General features: G+C 42.9%; 13 protein-coding genes. 10 read left to right on the forward strand and 3 right to left on the reverse strand.

The genetic code is table 11. The features are described 5' to 3' along the window. Nucleotides 1-72 precede the first annotated feature (72 nt). Both MKY44_RS14570 and MKY44_RS14575 read right to left on the reverse strand, forming a co-directional pair. Entirely contained in the window at nucleotides 73-414 is a 342-nt protein-coding gene (locus MKY44_RS14570) for a nuclear transport factor 2 family protein (protein WP_076327496.1), read from the reverse strand. 28 nt (nucleotides 415-442) lie between these two features. Then, the gene (locus MKY44_RS14575; RefSeq protein ID WP_076327495.1) at nucleotides 443-1,237 is read right to left on the reverse strand and encodes an SDR family oxidoreductase; all 795 of its coding nucleotides are present in this window, start codon (nucleotides 1,235-1,237) and stop codon (nucleotides 443-445) included. Between the two features lie 176 nt (nucleotides 1,238-1,413). Here MKY44_RS14575 and MKY44_RS14580 point away from each other — a divergent pair, with 176 nt between their 5' ends. The 7 genes from MKY44_RS14580 to MKY44_RS14610 all read left to right on the forward strand — a co-directional run bounded on the left by MKY44_RS14580 (nucleotide 1,414) and on the right by MKY44_RS14610 (nucleotide 11,459). After that, nucleotides 1,414-2,289, forward strand: a complete 876-nt coding sequence (locus tag MKY44_RS14580; protein ID WP_341007634.1) for a LysR family transcriptional regulator — start codon at nucleotides 1,414-1,416, stop codon at nucleotides 2,287-2,289. A 165-nt stretch (nucleotides 2,290-2,454) separates the two neighbouring features. Further along, entirely contained in the window at nucleotides 2,455-2,604 is a 150-nt protein-coding gene (locus MKY44_RS14585) for a hypothetical protein (protein ID WP_341007635.1), read from the forward strand. Nucleotides 2,605-3,000: 396 nt separating this feature from the next. Then, nucleotides 3,001-4,593 (forward strand): glycoside hydrolase family 32 protein, encoded by a 1,593-nt coding sequence (locus MKY44_RS14590; protein WP_341007636.1) that lies wholly within the window; start codon nucleotides 3,001-3,003, stop codon nucleotides 4,591-4,593. 125 nt (nucleotides 4,594-4,718) lie between these two features. Beyond that, nucleotides 4,719-8,522 carry a GH32 C-terminal domain-containing protein gene (locus MKY44_RS14595; protein ID WP_341007637.1) on the forward strand — a complete coding sequence of 1,268 codons (3,804 nt, stop codon included), beginning with the start codon at nucleotides 4,719-4,721 and terminating at the stop codon, nucleotides 8,520-8,522. Nucleotides 8,523-8,978: 456 nt separating this feature from the next. After that, nucleotides 8,979-10,106, forward strand: coding sequence for an NtaA/DmoA family FMN-dependent monooxygenase (locus MKY44_RS14600; RefSeq protein ID WP_341007638.1), 1,128 nt, complete (start codon nucleotides 8,979-8,981; stop codon nucleotides 10,104-10,106). Nucleotides 10,107-10,144: 38 nt separating this feature from the next. After that, nucleotides 10,145-11,104, forward strand: a complete 960-nt coding sequence (locus MKY44_RS14605) for an NAD(P)H-dependent flavin oxidoreductase (protein WP_341007639.1) — start codon at nucleotides 10,145-10,147, stop codon at nucleotides 11,102-11,104. A 208-nt stretch (nucleotides 11,105-11,312) separates the two neighbouring features. Further along, nucleotides 11,313-11,459 (forward strand): hypothetical protein, encoded by a 147-nt coding sequence (locus tag MKY44_RS14610; protein WP_165980179.1) that lies wholly within the window; start codon nucleotides 11,313-11,315, stop codon nucleotides 11,457-11,459. 437 nt (nucleotides 11,460-11,896) lie between these two features. Here MKY44_RS14610 and MKY44_RS14615 read toward each other — a convergent pair whose 3' ends face one another. After that, the gene (locus MKY44_RS14615) at nucleotides 11,897-13,555 is read right to left on the reverse strand and encodes a PucR family transcriptional regulator (RefSeq protein ID WP_341007640.1); all 1,659 of its coding nucleotides are present in this window, start codon (nucleotides 13,553-13,555) and stop codon (nucleotides 11,897-11,899) included. 202 nt (nucleotides 13,556-13,757) lie between these two features. Here MKY44_RS14615 and MKY44_RS14620 point away from each other — a divergent pair, with 202 nt between their 5' ends. The 3 genes from MKY44_RS14620 (at nucleotide 13,758) to MKY44_RS14630 (ending at nucleotide 17,526) form a co-directional block, all read left to right on the forward strand. Next, the gene (locus tag MKY44_RS14620) at nucleotides 13,758-14,990 is read left to right on the forward strand and encodes an amidohydrolase family protein (RefSeq protein ID WP_341007641.1); all 1,233 of its coding nucleotides are present in this window, start codon (nucleotides 13,758-13,760) and stop codon (nucleotides 14,988-14,990) included. Nucleotides 14,991-15,040: 50 nt separating this feature from the next. Continuing rightward, nucleotides 15,041-16,261 carry an amidohydrolase family protein gene (locus MKY44_RS14625; RefSeq protein WP_341007642.1) on the forward strand — a complete coding sequence of 407 codons (1,221 nt, stop codon included), beginning with the start codon at nucleotides 15,041-15,043 and terminating at the stop codon, nucleotides 16,259-16,261. A 332-nt stretch (nucleotides 16,262-16,593) separates the two neighbouring features. After that, on the forward strand, nucleotides 16,594-17,526 hold the full coding sequence (locus tag MKY44_RS14630; protein WP_036615375.1) for an ABC transporter permease: 933 nt from the start codon (nucleotides 16,594-16,596) through the stop codon (nucleotides 17,524-17,526). The last annotated feature ends 8 nt before the right edge of the window (nucleotides 17,527-17,534 follow it).

Consider the following 17,534-nt stretch of genomic DNA (forward strand, 5'->3'; position numbering starts at 1 on the left):
TCTTTTTGTTCAAATCATGTACAAAGAGAGCTTATTGCTGCAGCTCGTGGCGGACAAGCCATTTGGATATCTTTAGAAAATGGAAAGTCTAATGATCTTATCGTCAACAATAACAAAATGATAATTCAATAATAGTGGATCGGGTAGACCAGTCTTGTCGTAGGTACCATCCAGCTCGCATGTTAGCACAATTTCATCACCTATTTTTTTTGCTAATGTTGGCTTTAACGTTACATTCGCCGCGAAATGGTTTTGATCACTCCATTCCCGAATCGCCTGTTTGCCATTTCGCTTTCTTCCTTCATCCAACACGATGGCATTTTCTGAGAAACAATCTACAAACACTATCGGTTCTGGCTTGTTAGATGCAGTAATGTATTTGCCAATTACAGACGGTAAATGATTGAGATCCATATTGTTCTCTCCCTTTATTAATTAATTTTTAGACGGTAGGGATCGTTCCCCCATCTATGACATATTCACTACCTGTAATAGATGCTGCTCGGTCTGAGACCAGAAATGCGACCAGTTCAGCGACTTCTTCAGGAAATCCTGGCCGACCAATTGGAATACCTCCGAGTGAAGTCATAAGTTGTTCGAGCGCACTTTCTCGACTTCCGGTTTCCGTTGCGATCCGATCAATTAATGCGTCAGCTGCTTCTGTCTGAATAAATCCGGGAGACAATGTATTGATGCGAATTCCTTGAGGGGAAAATTCATTCGATAATCCCTTGCTATAATTAGTCAGCGCGGCTTTGGCAGATGCATAAGCCAGTGTAGTTTCATATAAAGGCAAACGTCTCTGGATGGAAGTGAAATGAAGAATAACACCTGAATTATTTTCTAACATAAGTGGAATTAGGCCACGATCAAGTCGAACTGCTGCGAGTAAATTCCAATTTAATGTATGAAGCCAATCCTCATCACTCAATACAAGTGCGCCTCCTGGTGGTGTCGTTGATCCACCTACGCAATGGACAATAATATCGATACCTCCGAGTTGTTCTTTTACTGCAGTAATTATTTGCTCTACACCTTCAGGTGTGGCGAGATCTGCTTGAACAAATTTGACCGAATTTGGCAAGTCAGCAGATAGGGAACGGGCAGTAGTAAGAACTGTAGCTCCGCCGTTTGCAAGTCTTTTCACAACTGCTTGCCCCATTCCCTTTGTTCCTCCGGTTACAAGCACCCTTTTACCTTTAAATTCTGATACAGAGAACTCAAATTCTTTATGCATAACTATTCCTCCTAGTGATGGTATTCCATGATTAATTTGCAGTTGCTCTGTCTCTAAACCTTAATGTGTTGTTCGAGAGGAGCTAGAACTAATACTACACTTGCTACTTTCATAACGTCCAATTTATTATAATAATAGAAATGATGAATATTATTAATATATGGAGGGTTGTTTTAATGGAACTTACACAATTGGAATACTTTATGACCGTTGCACAGCTTGAACATATGACCTTAGCCTCCAAAAAACTCGGTATTACTCAGCCAGCGTTAAGTCATGCAATTGCCAAGCTTGAAAACGAAATAGGAGCTCCTTTATTTGAGCGAAATGGACGAAATATAAAACTGAACCGAAACGGTACTATGTTCTCTAAATGGATTGGTAGGGCCCTACATAATATTGAAAATGGTCTAAGAGAAATCGAAGAGTGGTCCAATCCGGATACTGGTGTGATTACGTTGTCTTATCTAAACATTCTTGGTGTTGAATTGATCCCAAGTCTAATCCGGAGTTATCAATTGAAGTATCCCAAAGTTCGGTTCGAATTGACACAAGGGAACTTAGGAGATATTGATGAACATCTGGAGCAAGGGTTTTCGGATGTTATGATTACATCGAGGGAGTCTACTATGGATAATCATCACTGGAAGACTATTCAGAATGTTCCTTTATACATTGTTGTTCCCTCCCAACATCGTTATGCAGATTGTAGCGCTCTTAGTTTGGCAGAGCTGTCTGGCGAGCCATTTATTGGATTGAAAAACAACTGTGGATTAAAAGCAACGATTATATCCCGGTTCCAACATACCGGATTTTTTCTTGCTTCAGCCTATGAAGCGGAGGACCTGATCACTGTAGCCGGTTTTATAAAGTCGGGTCTAGGTGTATCAGTGCTGCCTAAGACGCTGGGGTTGATGTTAGATGAATTGGTCTGGATCCCTATCATTGATGAAGGATGGTACTGGGAAATAGGATTAAAGTGGAGAGATGATCATAATATTTCCCCAGCAGCGAAAAGGTTTATTGAATATGTAGATACTTTACATCTTTGAACACAAGGAAAAAACCCTTTTACAATGATTGGCAGTACGTTATAATACAATCACCAGGTAGATTCCCCAACAAAAAAGTGAAATATTGTAATATCTTGTTACACTCGGCTCTTCATAGTTCTTTGAGCCGCTTATTACAACAAAATAGATATCGGAGGTATGATTATGGTTAAGAAGAAAATTTCCACAGCCCTCAGCGCAGCTTTAATCGTTTCTATGCTGGCTACTGGCGTAATAGTCACTATCGAAGGTAACACAACGTTAGAAGTAGCGAAGTCAGCAGGAGAGAAAAAGGTTGAAGTTGTTAAAGCATAAGTGAGACGTTAATTTATTTAGAACATGTCAAGAGACAAGATCATATTCCTATTGAAGTCGCTATTTTAGCGGCTTTTTTTGTTTTATCAGTAAAATTGGGTTTAATACTAACGATATTTTGTTGAACAAGTAAAGAGAAGTTTAGATGTAACCTTTTTACATTTGTAAACCATTAGGTTTAAAGTAATAAAAAAATGATTAGATCAACTTAAATAAAAAATTGTTATTTTCTATAATCAATCATAAATTGTGCAAATGTAAACTAAAACAGATATATACATAAAAAATAGTGTTCATTTATACAAAAAATACTTTGACAAATGAAAACAGGTGGCTTATTTTGTTAATAAGGAATGCATATTACTTCTTTGAGATTTTAAATAGCCTTAAGGGAGCGTGAATAAAATCAAAAAAATACATCTATCAGGTGAAAATAGTATCAGCAAAGGTCCTGAAAACTTTATTTATAAAAATGAATACAGACCGCAATTACATTATTCACCTAAGGGAAATTGGATGAACGATCCTAACGGAATGGTTTATTACGAAGGAGAATATCACCTTTTCTACCAATATACTCCTCATGATACGCAGCCTGACTTCGGCAGAATGCATTGGGGGCACGCAGTAAGTAATGATTTAGTACATTGGGATGAACTTCCACCAGCCATCTCGCCTGGGGAAGATGGAGCGATCTTTTCGGGAAGTGCGGTAGTTGATAAGAACAATACAAGCGGATTCTTCAACGAAGCAGGATCAGGATTGGTTGCAATTTATACTAATGATGGCAACAGCGCTCAGCCCGGTAAACCGCAGGTTCAAAGCATCGCCTACAGCAAGGACAAAGGTCGAACCTGGACAAAATATGAAGGTAACCCTGTTTTATTCCCCACTGAAACGCTAGACTTTCGAGACCCAAAGGTATTCTGGCATGAAGAATCTTCAAACTGGGTAATGGTTCTTGCCGTAAGCGACCGTGTAGAATTTTACACATCTTCGAATCTTAAGGATTGGTCTTTTGCAAGCGGTTTCGGTTCTGATATTAAGGGCATCCATCGTGGAATATTTGAATGTCCTGATGTTTTTAAAATCCAAGTGGATGAGGACCCTAATACCACTAAATGGATTCTGACACTAAGTGTCGGAGATAGAAATGGCGTAAATCCAAACGATTCAGAACCACCCGCAGGCGGTTCTGGCATGATGTATTTTATAGGTCAATTTGATGGTAAGGTTTTTACACTAGATGAAACATTGGAATCATTAGATACAATCCAATGGATAGATTACGGATCTGACTTTTACGCGGCCGTGACCTGGGATGGTATCCCGAATGAGGATGGACGAAAGATTTGGGTCGGCTGGATGAATAATTGGCGTTATGCTTCCACTCTTCCTTCTAAAGAATGGCGTGGCCATATGTCAATCCCACGAGAGATTCAGCTTAGGACGTACTCGGAAGGACTTCGCTTAATTCAAGCACCCATAACTGAGTTAAATCAACTTAGAAGATCAATTCTGTCTCTACAAGACATTACGATTAAACCAGATATGAACGTTTTGTCTGCTGTTTCTGCTGCAAAAATGGAAATTATTGCGGAATTCGAAATTGGTGACGCAATAGAATTTGGGTTCAAGGTGCGAAAATCTTCCTCTTCCAACCAGGAGACAGTCATCGGATATAATGTTTTGAATGAAGAGTTGTTTGTCGATCGGACGAAGTCGAACACTGTTGATTTTCATCCCGATTTTGCCGCGAAACATATGGCCCCCATGAAACCTGAGCATAAACGGATACAGTTGAGTATCTATGTTGATTGGTCAAGTGTAGAGATCTTTGGCAACAATGGGACAACTATCATTTCAGACACAATTTTCCCCGACTTGGGAAGTAGAGGACTGGAACTCTATGCCATTGGCGGAGAACTAAAGGTCATATCGCTTCAAATCAATGATCTCGTAAGCATTTGGGAAAATCAGAGTGTTTAAAATATAGCAATGGCTTGATTCGCCATAATGGTACTGCTGGTTTTGGGCAACCGAACTGAACTCGGTGTCCAAAACCAATTAAATTTGAACAGACTTTACGATTCCAATAGAAAAGAGGGTAAGGAATGAAAGATAAATCTAAATTCGCAATATGTCTTCTGATGGCAACGGGATTGGCTCTGACTTCAAACGGTATTTTTACATCTAAATCATTTGCGGCTAATGCTGTGCTCGCTGATCAGGAAACAAATAAACAAGCAAAGGAGGAGCTTGATATTTTTGAAAGCGCATCCAAATTAAACACCAATCTGATAGGCTGGCAAGTGAAAGGAAAAGGTGAATTAGAGGATACTTCAGAAGGAATCTTGCTGACTTCGCAGCCTAAAGAAAATGTAATGGCCATCTCAGAGACTGTGTCCGATGATTTTATCTATGAAGCTGATGTCATGATCAGGGATACGAAGGCAGACGCCACATTGTTGTTTCGTTCTAATGAGGATGGCTTTAGCTCGTACATGCTGCAAATCGTTCCGGACGCAGGTCTGATTCGGTTAAGAGATGCAAGAAATGGAGATGGGAAATTAAAGGAGGAGCGTAAAGTTTCTGTTGAAATGGGGCAAATCTATCATCTCAAAGTGAAGGCAGTGGGTTCCTCACTAAAAGTATATTGGGGCAATCAATATAAACCATTAATTGATGTTCAAGACATTTCGTATCAAAGCGGAAAGCTTGGACTCCATGTATGGGATGGATCCGCCTTGTTTTCGAACATCGTGGTGAGCGATCTGAAAGGTAATTTGGGTACGGCGCTTTCTAACAAGGGAAAATGGCAGCCTGATATCAACGGAAAAAGAGGGACGGTAGAACAGGAGAACAAAGCACAGCAAATCTATAATAAAAATGCGACGGATATGGTCTATGAAGGGAATATTACCCTTCGTCCTGATTCTATTGCAGCTCTCGCATTTCGATCTTCAACCGATGGAGCTGAAGGATATGAAGCTACTCTTACGAAGGAAGGAGATCAGGTCCGTGTAAGTTTGACGAATACAAAAGGAACCGTAATTGCAAGTTCGCAACGCACTTATCCGAGTCAGATGGGAGCCAAACATCATGTGGAAATCAAGGCAAAGGGAGATCGAATTCAGGTCTTCCTGGACGGATACGCTACGGCCGCGATTAACGTGAAAGATTCAACCTACAGGAGTGGAAGTACCGGAATCGTCGTAAAAAAGGGGACGGCTTACTTCCAGGATACTTATGTGACGGAACTGAGCCAATATTACAATGAGATATATCGTCCACAATATCATTACACGCCAATACGTGGTTCAGCGAGTGATCCGAATGGACTTGTCTACTTCGAAGGAGAATATCATCTCTTTCATCAGGATGGAGGAACATGGGCGCATGCTGTAAGTAAAGATATGCTGAACTGGAAACGGCTTCCGATTGCACTTCCCTGGAATGATCACGGACATGTCTGGTCTGGGTCGGCTGTTGCGGATATGACAAATGCATCTGGTTTATTCGGAGATTCAGGAGGCAAGGGCCTTATTGCATATTATACTTCCTTTAATCCGGATAGCCCGAATGGAAACCAGCGTATAGGTCTGGCTTACAGTAAAGACCAAGGTCGTACTTGGGAGTATTCGAAGGAACACCCGATTGTGATCGAGAACCCAGGTAAGAGCGGAAATGAAGTTGGGAATTGGGATTTCCGCGATCCGAAAGTGATCCGTGATGATGAGAATAACCGATGGGTTATGGTTGTGTCCGGAGGTGATCATATTCGTTTCTATACGTCAACGAATTTACTTGACTGGAAATTGACAGATAATTGGGGATATGGGGATTACGTCCGCGGTGGAGTATGGGAATGTCCTGATTTGTTCCAGCTTCCGGTAGACGGAACGTCACAGAAGAAGTGGGTTATGATGATCAGTACAGGAGCGAATCCCAAAACAGGCGGATCAGATGCTGAGTATTTTATCGGTCATTTAACAGCTGATGGTAAATTCGTGAACGATAATCCGGCGGGTAAGGTGTTAAGAACAGATTTTGGTAAAGAATTTTACGCTTCGATGTCTTTCGCTAACATGCCTGATCATCGCACAGTGATGATGGCGTGGATGACGAATTGGGACTATCCGTTCGCTTTCCCAACGTCCAATTGGAAAGGTGAACTAACCATTCCGAGAGAAGTATCATTGGTAACAACCAAAGATGGAATTCGGATGGCGCAAAGTCCAATCAAAGAATTGGAATCACTGCGTAAACCTTTGTATTCTGCTTCCAACAAGTCGGTTAGTCCTTCTTCCGGGAATCTGCTAAAAGGTATTATTTCAGGTGCCTACGAAATTGAAGCTGAAATTGAAATCCCTGAAGCCAGCACAGTGACCGAGTTTGGCTTTAACATTCGTGAGGGTGCAGATCAGAAGACGGTCGTGGGTTATAAGGCAAGCGATAGTCATATGTTTGTGGACCGAACTGCATCCGGTGAAACGGATTTTTCTAACCTTTTCAGTAAGAAACATGAAGCGCCTACGCACATGGAGAATAATCGGATTAAGATGCGTATTCTTGTGGATGAGTCTTCTGTTGAGGCCTTTGGTAACGACGGCAAAGTCGTCTTTTCAGATGTTATATTTCCGGATCCCGCCAGTAGAGCGATGAGTTTTTACGTGAAAGGTGGGAATGTGAACGTTGTTTCCTTGAAAGTGCATCAACTTCAATCTGTCTGGAATGAGGACACTCCTTCAAAAGCCCAAATAAAGATGGATACGAGGGTTCGGGAACTGGGGGTAGGAGAGTCGGATACACTGCAGGCGATGGTCGAGTATGGCCAAGGTCTAGGCGTTCAACCGCTTAAGTGGAATTCCAGTAATCACGACGTAATAACCATAGACTTGGTAGACAACTCACACGCAGTTATTAAGGCAAAAAAAGAAGGGGATTCCACGATCACTGTATCTACTCCGAATGGTAAAACTTCCACTAGTGTGCTCGTTAAAGTCACAGGCGGCGAGTTCCGGACAAACCTGAGTGGATGGACTAAAGATCTGTCTGCTGCTTCATGGTTAGTTAGTGAACATGGAATTCGTGGTAAATATTTTAGCGATGCGAATTATATTGCCAAAGAGAAAGCTGGGAATTTTACGTATGAAGCAGACATGATACTTGGTGAAACAGGAGGGGCAGGTTCTATTTTGTTCAGGGCTAGCGAGGATGGTCGCAGTGGTTATTATCTGAATCTGGACCCTAACATGAAAGCAATCCGTCTGTTCTACAAAATCAATGGAGGATTTGAAGAACGGCAGGTACTTGCAAAAGTACCAACTTTCATTCAGCCAGGTCATACGTATAAGGTGAAAATAGAAGCGAATGGTCCGCATATTGTCGTTCATGTGAACAGTCAAAAAGTCATAGATATCATGGATGGTACTTTTGCAGAAGGGCACTTTGGACTCCATGTATTTGGCGGCTCCGCATCTTATCAGAACGTCAATGTGAGCAACAGCGAACCCGCAAACATCACCAAGTCCAGCCTTATAAATGCCGCAACACAGAAATCCATTTACACAGCTAACCTTGTCAACGGGGAGCCGGTTACCTTGCAAGATGCAAGTGCAGCTTCCGTCCAGAAGTGGGTATTTGTTCCGACAGGCGACAAAGCAGGTTCGTATTCAATTCGTACTACGGCCGGTCAGACGCTTGATCTGGATATAGGGCAAAACAAACTTCAGCTATATCATTACTTAGGGTATAACAACCAGCGTTGGCTCCTTCACGAGAACAAAGACGGATCAGTTCATATTACTTCAGCTCATCATCAAAAAGCATTAGAAGTATCGGCAGAAGGGACCGAACTCTTCCTAAGTGAACTGAATCCATCACTTGATCGACAAAAGTGGATATTAGCAAAATAATCAAAATTTATTCCATGATGACTTATCTCATAGATATTCCAATTATATTGGTTAGGATAGACTCAAAGGGGACGACAACTGGAGGTTTGTATCAAAGCACACACACGGCCATCCAAAAAAGGATGGTCTTTTGGGTTTGAAAGACAGACTCATTATTAGAAATAGGGTGTAATCTTCAAACCACTCCCAATCTATACGTACAAAAAGATGTACTATGTTCATTTAAATTGCCCTCTTTGCAAACGAAACGATTACGCTTAAGATTGGCTCACAACCAAATATTTTCACTCCTATAGTTAGCAAGCTAAATAATAAACTTAAGAGGGCAAGGAGTAACAGATTGCTGACTTCTATCCAAATCAAGAGAGTCGGAAGAAAGGGCATAAATTATTGGCTAAGGAATTAGGTGTTCTACAAGGAAAGTAAGTGAACTCGTGAAAAGGAGATCATTCAATTATGGAAGAAAGAAAGCTTAAACTAGGAGGAATTATTGATGGCGTGGGATGGAATTACACGGGTTGGAGACATCCACATATTCCAGCAGATGCCAGTGAAAATATTGAGTATTACGTACAGAAAGCTATACAACTTGAACAGGGGAAGTTCGATCTCATCTTTTTAGCAGACGTAAGTCATATCGGACCTGGCATGATCCCGCACTATCTAAGCATGTTTGAGGGTGTATCCATTTTATCTGCATTGAGTATGGTAACTCATTCTATTGGTTTAACCGCTACGATAGCGACTTCATATGCTGATCCCTTTACGGTTGCTAGGCAAATTGCTTCCCTTGATAAGATTAGCAAGGGCAGAGCAGGGTGGAATGCAATCACCTCCAATCCTGGAGGGTTAGCCAATTACAGTCGGTCCCATCTGAAGAAAGCAGATCTTTATCCCATGAAAAAAGAGTTTTTGGAGATTGTTGAAGGACTTTGGGACTCGTATGAAGATGATGCCTTTATACGTGATAAGGAACGTGGAGTATTTTATGACCCGCGTAAAATGCATCCACTAGATTATACCGGGAATTACTTTTCCGTGGAGGGACCCTTAAACATCAGTCGATCGAGGCAAGGAAGACCAGTGGTCTTTCAAGCGGGCACTTCACCGGAGTTCATGGATATTGCTGCACAGCATGCCGAAGTCATCATGGCACCTGGACATGATTTGGAATATCTCAAGGCATTTACTAATGAACTTAAACGTAAAGTTCAAAATCAAGGGCGTTCACCATATGACCTGTTGATGATGCCTTCTCATAACCCGATCGTTGGTAGAACGGAAAAAGAAGCCCTTGAAAAGCTAAGGGAAATTGAATCATGGATGCCTAAAGGTTATCGAATGCCGAAACCTGGATTGATAGGATCGGCAGAGCAGGTTGCCGAACAAATTGAACATTGGTATCGAGAAGGCGTCATGGATATCTTGCTGATTAGACAAGATCATCCTGCAGGATTTAAGGACTTTATCCAATTGGTTGTTCCTATCTTGCAAGATAGAGGCATATTCCGTAAGGAATATGAGGACGACACACTTCGGGGAAATTTAAGTTTACCTTACCCAGAAAATAATTATACGAAGTAATAATGTAAAATTCATTTAACAAGGGGAAAACAAATAAAATGACTAACAGAGTATGTGAAATATTAGATATTAAAAAGCCAATTATACAAGGACCAATGTCTTGGGTTACTAATGCCGAATTTGTTGCAGCAATAAGCAATGCGGGTGGATTAGGATTTCTAGGTCCAAATGCCGGTCAGGTTGATATAACTCGCTCACCCGAAATAAGTACGGAAAGAATGAGAACTGAAATACAAAAAACAAAATCTTTAACGAATAAGCCATTTGGAATTCCAGTGATCGTGAATCGTGATTTAGCTTACACATGGCCACTTATAGAAACAGTTATTGACGAGAAAGTTCCTGTTGTTCTGGTGAATGATACACTGGATGAAAGGATCTTTAAACCATTAAAAGAAAACAATATTAAAATTGTTTATAGACCCCTTACGCCTACTATTGAAAATGCAAAAGCTGCAGAAAAATTTGGAATAGATGTTTATGTAGCGACTGGATTTGATGAAGGTGGTACGGTTCCAGAACGAGTTATTGGAACATTTTCGATTGTTCCAATGATTGTTGATGCTATAAATATTCCTGTAATGGCAGCTGGTGGTATTGGAGACGTTAGAGGAGTGCGTGCCGCATTTGCTTTAGGTGCTGAAGGTGTGTTTGCTGGCAGTGTCTTTATTCCGACAAAAGAAAATCCGGCAGCTCAAAATGTAAAGCAAATGATTGTTGATGCCACAGCAGAAGACCTACAAATGTTTCGTACTTTACCAGCATACTATCGTTCTTTACCTACTAAATTGGCGAATAAACTAGTCGAAATGGATAAACAAGGTGCCAGTCGTGAAGAAACAGCAAAATTGATGCGTGGATCAATTGGAATGCGTATCGGAATGCTAGAAGGTAATACGGACGATGGCTATGTCACTGTTGGCACAGGAATCACACCAATTAAAGAGATTAGAACTGTAAAAACAGTCATCGATGATTTAATGCAAGATTTTAAATAATTGCCTTGGTAGACTTACCCTCATATCGAATGGTCAAAAAGCTAAACACTGCGCAAATTCCAAGCCGCTAACTTAGCTGCACAAGGAAAAACCTTTTACAATCATTGTCAGTACGTTATAATACAATCACCAGGTGGATTACCCATCAAAAAAGTTAAATATTTTAATTTATCAGTAAGTCTAAGCAAACGATATCGGAGGTATGGTTATGGTGAAGAAGAAAACTTCCACAGCCCTCAGCGCAGCTTTAATCGTTTCTATGCTGGCTACTGGCGTGATAGTCGCTATCCAAGGTAACACAACGTTAGAGGTAGCGAAATCAGCAGGGGATAAAAAGGTTGAAGTTATTAAATGAAGATGCTAGATGCGACTCAAGTATTCAACAGAATCAAATAAAGAAAACACAAAATATTTAATTTTTTAACCTCAGCTCGGATAACTCAGCTGAGGTTTTTTATATTATCATGATGTATTGAAAAAATGCAGCTAAAGTTCCGAACTCAAGAAGAATTTGATGAGTCGCTAAAACAAATAGGTTTTTCGAAAATTGAAATATACGGCGAATATTGGATTTACAATGTCAGCCTGCTTATGATGCGTCGAGTATGCTGATGGCCTGTCGCTCGCGATTATACTCCCCATGTTCCTGCAGAACGGACAAGGCCGCTCTACTGAGTACCGTGCTCATATTGCTGATAACATTACTTTTGTTCCGGTGATGTAAGGTAGATTAAACGCTCGGAATAACTTTGTGTGGGAATAGAGCCTTACTAGACGATTTCTCACTTCGTCTTATTGAAGTAGCAAAGGTTCGATGGCTATCGCGATGCGGATTCGTAAGCTTTCAGTTGGATCTTTGAGTTTCACACCCAAGAGTTTTTCACACTTTTCCAGTCGATACACTACCGTATTTCGATGAACGAAAAGTTGCTTGGATGTTTCGACAAGCTGGCATTGTGTATCGTAAAAAGCGTTCAAGGTGCGCAGCAACTCTTTTCTTTCATGTTCGTCTGCAATGTGCAGCAGGCCGTTTAAGGTCGCGTCGTAAAATTGTTTCAGTTCGTTGTGGGGAAGCATGTGGAATAAATATCCGATGTCCTTGGCTTGGTAAGATTGGACGAATCGCTTGCGTTTTAACCAGTAGCCGAATTGCAATGCATTAACCGCTTCTGTATAAGAATGACGAACGCCGAGTACATTTGTTGCAGGTTTGCCAATGCCGATAGACAGACTCAGTCCAGTCTCATGATGAAGTTCTTTAAGCATTCCTGACAGTTGCTCGGTGATTTTCGCCTCATCCCACCCCGACTCAGGGATAGATAACAGAAGACAGTAGGTATCATGTTTGGTAAACATGACGAAGGAATGATCTAACCCACCAAAAAGACGTTTGATGTGCTCGTATTGCTCCTCTTGCTCCGTGACATTATCTCCTTTTGGAGGCACCGAACCTTCGTAATTAGGAAATCTTTGATACATGTGATTCACCTCGTCATTACGCATGGTCAGCACGACGCTTGCACGCCCCTTGATAAGCCCACATCTTTTGCCGCGGTTCAGCGCCTCCTGCTCAGAAGTGATATATCCCTCAATCAGATCGGAAAAGAATTCGTTTTTGTGCCTGCGGGAGCGCTCTTTGACAGCCTGTGATTTGGTCAGCTCCATCCCAATGACGTTGGAGGCCTGCTCTAGCGTCAGACCAAAAAGGCCAGTCCATTGATCCGGCGAATGAAAGGATAACAAATAGCCTTCGTGGCGGTAAGTTTTTACTGGATATACTAGCATGCAGCAACGCTCTCGGACTGATGTGTTGATGAAGCACAACGAAGTGGGACTGGAAATATCGGACAAGTCTTGAAGTGTATTTACAGCGGCTGCAGTGAGTTCAGCAATACTTGTATTCTGGCTGGAAGCGGAGATGGTTTGCCATTTGTAGTTTAACAGGATGACTGGGGATGAGAACAGTTTGGACAGGGAATCGATAATGCTGGAAATTCCTTTGCCACGCATGATCATCTCGGAGAATTTTTTGTGGATGCTGAGTGCATATTGCAGTTCGTCGCTCTTGTTATTCAGAATCACACTGGTCGATCGCTGCAAAATTTCGCCGAGGGATAGACGGACATCGGAAATTTCGATGATGGGAAATTCGTTCTGATCCGCTTCCCAAAGTATTTCATCAGGGATCGGCAATTCAAAGCGCTTGGTTTTGATGGCCAAACCCGAGCAATGAAGCCGTTGCATGTCCCTGATTAGATGAATAAACATCTCTGGTTGCTGCTTCATGAAAAAGCCGTTGGTCAACAAGAGCTCGTTTGGCCTTAGAAACCGAATGATATCCGGACAGTCCATAATGTTGACCGTTTGAACCTCACGTATTAGACCCTTATGCCCCGTAATCACTCTGGCATCATCGTAAATGCCGTTTTTCAGCAAATCTGTCAGCAGCACATCGACCCATCCCTTTCTGGAACAAGTTATTTTATTGTTAAGTAATATAACACTACGATCATGTGGAGTAAATATCTTTGGTTTGATCATCCAAGATTGCTAATTATTTTTATCCTTTTCATCCAATGATTTCTCAGAAGGAGTGAATTATGCTTAAAGTGTTTCTTGCGTGTAATAAAAGCGTACATGAACGGAGGATGTAATGATTGATCTACTTATCACGGATACGGTTATTTCCGGGGATGAAAGGCGAATGGATGTCGGGATATCCTCAGGCAAGATTGCATTTGTCACGCCATGCGGGGAAAGGAAAACCGAAGCGTCTCGTGTAGTGCAAGGCAAAGGGGGCTTATTGCTGCCCGGATTCGTCGAGCCGCATATTCATTTGGAAAAAGCATATTTGCTGAATTCCATGGATCGGGAGGCGGAGTCTCTCCAGGACGCAATTCGGATAACATCCAAACTGAAAAGTTCGTTCACGAGGGAGGACATGTACCGGCGCTCGCTGGTTGTCATTCGAGAAGCCGTCAGGAATGGTGTAACCCATATGCGTTGCCATGCAGAGGTTGATCCGGTTCTTGGACTCAGAGCTGTCGAATCTGCTCTTCGTCTCAAACAATCCTTAAAACATCAACTGGATTTACAGGTAGTTGCCTTTCCGCAAGAAGGGGTGTATAAGAGTCCGGGGACTGCTGAGCTGATGGAAGAGGCCATTCGTATGGGAGCCGATGTGATTGGAGGAATCACGTATCAGGATGCAGACCTGGGGGAGCACTTGGATTTTGCATTTGGTCTGGCAGGGAAGTACGGAAAACCGCTGGATTTTCACGCGGATTTTTCGGTCGATTCCAACGACCGTGCCGTTGTGGAAATTGCAAAAAGGACAATTGCTGCAGGAATGCAGGGGCATGTAGCGGCCGGACATGTAACCTCGCTCGGTTCCCTCCCTGAACACGAAGCTTTGGTTATCGGAGAACTTCTGTGTCATGCCGGGATAAGCGTCATTACGTTGCCGATGACGGACCTCTTTTTGAATGGAAGAGAAGGCCCAGAAGGACATCATAGAGGTCTCACTCCCGTGAAACTGCTGCAGGATTGTGGAGTGAATGTGGCAATTGGCGTCAATAATGTGCGCAACCCATTCACGCCGTTTGGCAAGGCAGACCCGATTGAGGCTGCCTGGCTATTGGCGATTACTTCGTACATGGGTAGCAAACGGGATGCGCTCATCTTGACCAACATGCTGACGCATAACGCGGCACAGGCGTTAGGCATTGATAATTATGGCATTAGGGTCGGCGCTCCGGCTGATATGGTATTGTTCCGAGAGCGGTCGGAAAGGGAAGTTCTGCTTAATAAACCCGAGGCCCGCACGGTTTGGAAATCGGGATTACAGGTAGCTTATACTGACTCAAAACCTTTGGAATTACCGTAGTCGTCGGAAGATATCGAAACAATTTGATTATGATGTAAGGGGATGGAGTCATGGAGAAAGGGTTAACACTAGTAAAAAATGTCAAATGGTCGGAAAACCTGTTTGATCTAACGATTAATCAAGCAACTGGACTTATTGTCAGCATTGAGTCTGCCGGAACGGATGCGGATCTCACATCTGTAAATATTGCCGGTAGGGCGACAACCGTCATTGACGCGGACGGGCTCCACTATGTACCACCAATGGCAGATATGCATACCCATCTGGACAAGCATTTTATTGGGGAGCCGTGGAAGTCTTTGCAGCCTTTTGTCACACTGCCCGGCCAGTTGGAATTTGAGAAAAGCATGTTGGGAGAACTACCGACCGGGGCGGGAGAACGTGCGAAACGATTGTTGGATTTAATGCTTGCCCAAGGTACAACGGCAATCCGCACACACGTTGACGTGGATCCGCAAATTGGCCTCTCTCATCTGGAGGAGATCTTGGAAGTACGTGAGATGTACCAGGGACGCATCGATATGGAAATTGTGGCGTTCCCCCAGCAAGGCCTGCTTCGATCTGACTCCGTTTCCGTCATGCGGCAAGCGCTTCGTGCTGGATCTGACTATGTTGGTGGTGTGGATCCGGCCGGACTGGACCGCCGGGTGGATGCCAGTCTGGAAACCATGTTTGAACTTGCGACAGAATTCTCTGCGGGCATCGACTTGCATCTGCATGACCCGAGTCATCTCGGAATATACACGATCAGCCGCTTCGCCGAACTGACAGAAGAAGCCGGTATGTCCGGCCGTACCGCGGTAAGCCATGCCTATTGTTTGGGCCAGGTTGGGGAAACGGAGGTGCGCTCACTCGCAGAAAGGTTGTGTGCGACCGGCGTAGCCATCATGACGAGTGTGCCCATTGACAGGCCTATGCCCCCCATCAAACTGTTGATGGAAACGGGCGTGTCCGTGCATATCGGTTCCGATAACATTTTGGATTCGTGGAGCCCATTCGGAAATGGCGATATGCTCTCCCGTGGGTCACGTCTCGCTGAAGCATCCGGTTGGGTGGAAGACTTCTGGCTGTTAGAAACGTACAAGCTTATTTCCAATGCGCCATTAACTCCAAAAGTAGGTGAAAGAGGCACTTTCTCGTTGGTAAATGCCATAAATGCGATGCATGCGTTGGCTGCAGCACCTCCACGCGAAGCTGTATTTTCGGGTGGTGTGCTTGTTGGTGGTCGAATGTTTCCGAACAGCAGACAGATGGCAGCCATCCATTCGTAACAATCTTTAATATACATGAAGCAGCGCATCCTTTTTCAGGTGCGTTGCTTTTTGGCATGAAAAGGCTGATCACATGACGTATAAAACGTTGCTTAATGCAGTGCATGTCATAAAACATTACATTTAAATTGAGATAGGCTTTTCTTTTGGTGTAACAATCCAAATGAAATCATTTTTTTTAGTGAATCACACCAATGACTGAGGCTTATTTACATCGTATTATTCATATAAGAACAATTTTAAGTCACATAAACTGACATTAATAGAATAGGAGGGATATTGGAGGAGTTACACAAAACAAACATCATTGTTACGAACAGGGGGAGAGAGACATGCGTCGAGGTTTCCATGCAAACCGCATCCAAAACATTAGAAAGCATGGGCTGTTATTGGTCATGATTTTACCAGGCATCGTCTATCTGTTCATCAACAATTACTTGCCCATGTTCGGCATTGTAATTGCGTTCAAAGATATCAATTTTGCAAAAGGAATCTGGGGAAGTGACTGGGTAGGCTTCGATAATTTCGCCTACCTGTTCCAAACGCAGGATGCTTGGGTGATTACCCGTAACACGTTACTCTACAACGGCGCATTTATCGTGCTTGGAACAGTGCTCTCCATAGCTGTGGCTGTATTGTTAAACGAGGTAAAGAAGCGATTCGCCTCCCGACTGTACCAAAGCATCATTTTGCTGCCCTATCTGATCTCAATGGTCATTGTCGCTTACTTGGTTCTGGCATTGCTCAACGAGGAAAACGGATTCGTCAACCATTACGTGCTTCCTTTGCTGGGGATTGACCCCGTGTCGTGGTATGCGGATTCCGGTAAATGGCCCTTTATATTAAGTGTCGTATATCTGTGGAAAAACGTCGGTTATACATGCATTGTTTATCTGGCCTCAATCGTAGGCATCAGCCAAGAATATTATGAATCCGCTACGCTGGACGGAGCATCCAAGTGGAGGCAAGTCTGGAGCATTACCCTTCCTCTGCTTAAACCCACGATGGTCATTATGGTGCTTCTTGCAGTGGGACGCATCTTCAATTCCGATTTCGGATTGTTCTATCAGGTTCCGCTGAATTCGGGTGCACTGCAAACGACTACCGATGTCATTGACACATACGTTTATCGTGGATTGATGACTTTTGGGGATTTTGGAATGTCATCCGCTGCCGGACTATACCAGTCCATTGTCGGTTTTCTGTTAGTATTAACGACCAATGCGATCGTTCGTCGCAAAAACCGGGATTTGGCGCTGTTTTAGCTAAGGGG

This window comes from Paenibacillus sp. FSL R7-0026, from assembly GCF_038004485.1.
Classification (GTDB): domain Bacteria; phylum Bacillota; class Bacilli; order Paenibacillales; family Paenibacillaceae; genus Paenibacillus; species Paenibacillus xylanexedens_A.

What these genes read in the sequence shown, in the direction of transcription:
- MKY44_RS14570 (WP_076327496.1), bottom strand. Translation starts at nt 414, where the DNA reads ATGGATCTCAATCATTTACCGTCTGTAATTGGCAAATACATTACTGCA.
- MKY44_RS14575 (WP_076327495.1), bottom strand. Translation starts at nt 1,237, where the DNA reads ATGCATAAAGAATTTGAGTTCTCTGTATCAGAATTTAAAGGTAAAAGG.
- MKY44_RS14580 (WP_341007634.1), top strand. Translation starts at nt 1,414, where the DNA reads ATGGAACTTACACAATTGGAATACTTTATGACCGTTGCACAGCTTGAA.
- MKY44_RS14585 (WP_341007635.1), top strand. Translation starts at nt 2,455, where the DNA reads ATGGTTAAGAAGAAAATTTCCACAGCCCTCAGCGCAGCTTTAATCGTT.
- MKY44_RS14595 (WP_341007637.1), top strand. Translation starts at nt 4,719, where the DNA reads ATGAAAGATAAATCTAAATTCGCAATATGTCTTCTGATGGCAACGGGA.
- MKY44_RS14600 (WP_341007638.1), top strand. Translation starts at nt 8,979, where the DNA reads ATGGAAGAAAGAAAGCTTAAACTAGGAGGAATTATTGATGGCGTGGGA.
- MKY44_RS14605 (WP_341007639.1), top strand. Translation starts at nt 10,145, where the DNA reads ATGACTAACAGAGTATGTGAAATATTAGATATTAAAAAGCCAATTATA.
- MKY44_RS14610 (WP_165980179.1), top strand. Translation starts at nt 11,313, where the DNA reads ATGGTGAAGAAGAAAACTTCCACAGCCCTCAGCGCAGCTTTAATCGTT.
- MKY44_RS14620 (WP_341007641.1), top strand. Translation starts at nt 13,758, where the DNA reads ATGATTGATCTACTTATCACGGATACGGTTATTTCCGGGGATGAAAGG.
- MKY44_RS14625 (WP_341007642.1), top strand. Translation starts at nt 15,041, where the DNA reads ATGGAGAAAGGGTTAACACTAGTAAAAAATGTCAAATGGTCGGAAAAC.
- MKY44_RS14630 (WP_036615375.1), top strand. Translation starts at nt 16,594, where the DNA reads ATGCGTCGAGGTTTCCATGCAAACCGCATCCAAAACATTAGAAAGCAT.